At 31.9% G+C, this 2313-nt stretch carries 4 protein-coding genes; all 4 read left to right on the top strand.

Annotated features, from left to right (window positions below):
• Window positions 1-76: 76 nt before the first annotated feature.
• A complete protein-coding gene (locus CD152_RS10605; protein WP_232237544.1) occupies window positions 77-409 on the top strand; it encodes a JAB domain-containing protein in 333 nt (110 codons plus the stop codon).
• An 80-nt stretch (window positions 410-489) separates the two neighbouring features.
• Window positions 490-846: a hypothetical protein gene (locus tag CD152_RS11980; RefSeq protein ID WP_169926203.1), complete on the top strand. Its 357-nt coding sequence runs from the start codon at window positions 490-492 to the stop codon at window positions 844-846.
• Between the two features lie 582 nt (window positions 847-1428).
• The gene (locus CD152_RS10595; protein ID WP_103214771.1) at window positions 1429-1818 is read left to right on the top strand and encodes a hypothetical protein; all 390 of its coding nucleotides are present in this window, start codon (window positions 1429-1431) and stop codon (window positions 1816-1818) included.
• On the top strand, window positions 1808-2095 hold the full coding sequence (locus CD152_RS10590) for a hypothetical protein (RefSeq protein ID WP_103214770.1): 288 nt from the start codon (window positions 1808-1810) through the stop codon (window positions 2093-2095). The genes CD152_RS10595 and CD152_RS10590 overlap by 11 nt, the downstream gene beginning before the upstream one ends.
• The last annotated feature ends 218 nt before the right edge of the window (window positions 2096-2313 follow it).

The raw sequence follows: 2313 nt of genomic DNA, 5'->3' as shown, positions 1-2313 counted from the left end.
TCATAGAAAAAACACCTCCGTATAAATTCATTTTAATATGAATTCAACGAAAGTGTTTTTATTTTAATCCCACATCATGGGGTTAGCGCATTCAGTAAGAGAAAAGTTTTTGTTAGTAGGTTTAAATACAAAAAACGAAATTACTTTTGTCTATACAGTATTTATCGGAACAATAAATATGTCGCCTATACATCCAAGAGAAGTTTTCCAGGTAGCAATTTTAAATTCATGTGCAAGTATTATTTTAGCACATTGTCATCCATCTGATGACCCAACGCCAAGCAGTGAAGATAGAGAGGCAACCAAACGTTTTGAAGAATGTGGAGAACTATTAGGAATACCTGTATTAGACCATATTATTGTTACGGAAAGTAGTTATTTTAGTTTTAGAGAAAACAATCTATTTTAGCATAAAACATAAAACATAAAGAATATAATATAAAACATATTATATTCTTTATGCAAAATTAAAAAAAGGTGGGATATATAATGGGATTAGATATGTATATTGTAAAAGAAGAAGATGGCAGATTAGATGAAATAGCATATTTTAGAAAGTTCAATGCATTACATGGTTATTTTGATGAAAGATATTATCTAGGTAATCCTGGCAGAGTTAAACTTGATAATTATATGGTAGAAGATGTATACGATAGATTGATAAAAATCATCGAGGCACCCGAAAAAGCTAGTAATTTGTTACCAACTTACATGGGACCATTTTTTGGTGGTTATGATTATGATGATATATATTATCATTACATAGCAGAAGCATTTGAGACATTTCATAAATTAAAACAGATAGATATTGATAAGGAAGACTACTATTATATGGCAGATTATTAAAGTAAGCCGACAAAGCCCAGGGGGCTTCTGTCGGCTTACAGTGCAAGGAACAAACACTAGCGTGTTTGGAATTGTGCAGATTTATCATTCTACAATCTAGCAGAACAGTATCACTGTCAGCTAAAGCAGACGTTCTACTAACAGAAGATTGCAAGGGATCACTACGTTCAACAAGTTGCCCTTGCAATCTTCTGCTGTTCTGCAGTGATTGTCTAATGAAATCTAAATCTGCACAATCTTAACTGATTGAGTAACGATTGATGAATCAATCGTTGGAAAGGCATTGAAGGAACTTATCTTCAGATAAGTTCCTTTTTAATTAAGGTTTTTTCAAACACTCACGTGCTTTTACCGAATTTATATAATTTTTAACTACTTAGACTAGCACTGAAGTTTCACTACCAGTTAAAGATCCAACTGGTGTTCAACTAGAAAAAGTAATACAAGGGTAAACGCTGCAATTCCACTACGTTCCATTGCCCTTGTATTATTTTTCGGTCAGTGCTATTTCTAATCCGTAAAAATTAAATACATAAATTCAAAAGCACAAGTTCGTGTATTTGAAAAAAGGAGAGATTAGTTATGTTTGAATTACAAGCTACAGAAAGTATTGAAAAACCCAATTTAACAGAGTTTCAACAGGAATTTGTCCAGCGTTTATTAAAACAAAAGTTAAATATTGCAGTAGAAAAAGGTAAATCGCACTTTGTATTATTTTCAACGACTTCTCTTAATATTGAAAATACAGTTACGTGGGATTTTGGTAGAGGATTCTTTGCTGATGGATACTTAAACGAAAACACAAAGCGTTTTGGTGAATCATTAAGATCTAAACCAATATATGTACCCAATTTAATTGCGATATTGCGTCACGATTTGGAGCCATTAGGATATAAGGTGATATGGAAAGATACCTGGATATATAACATAGGTGAAATTACCGTGAGTTGGGAGGTATTCAATGAAAGTTAGTTCTGAATTTGGTAAGTCTATTATCGATAATTATAAAGAGCCATCTCGAAATGTATCTCATCAAGACAGATATTATTATTTAGATGGAAAAGAATATGTAGCTATTGATAACCGTTCAGGAGAATGTTTTGTAGAAGTGTTTTCTAGTGAAATACAAGCAATAGCTTATACACATACGGATTATAGCTATGAAACAATTGAAAGTGCCTATGAACAGATAGGAGTTAAAACATATAAAAATTTAATTAATGCGTGTGCAGTCATTGAAAATTATTGACTGCATCACGCCACTAATATAAGAAAAGCGTTTATATTAGTGGCGTGATAAGTGCATGGAAGAAATCTCGCATAAGCCCACTCGATTTATTGATTAAATTAAAGAATAAAACACAAATTGCATTTATATATTTTTTCGTTTGTCAAAATAAGCTAGACAATTCCTCATCTTCGATGAAACTCATAAATACTTCCAATGGTGTTTTATAGCCCAGCGAT

It is taken from the genome of Macrococcoides caseolyticum (genome assembly GCF_002902665.1).
Lineage (GTDB): Bacteria > Bacillota > Bacilli > Staphylococcales > Staphylococcaceae > Macrococcoides > Macrococcoides caseolyticum.
This window is presented reverse-complemented; position numbering and strand designations above follow the sequence as displayed.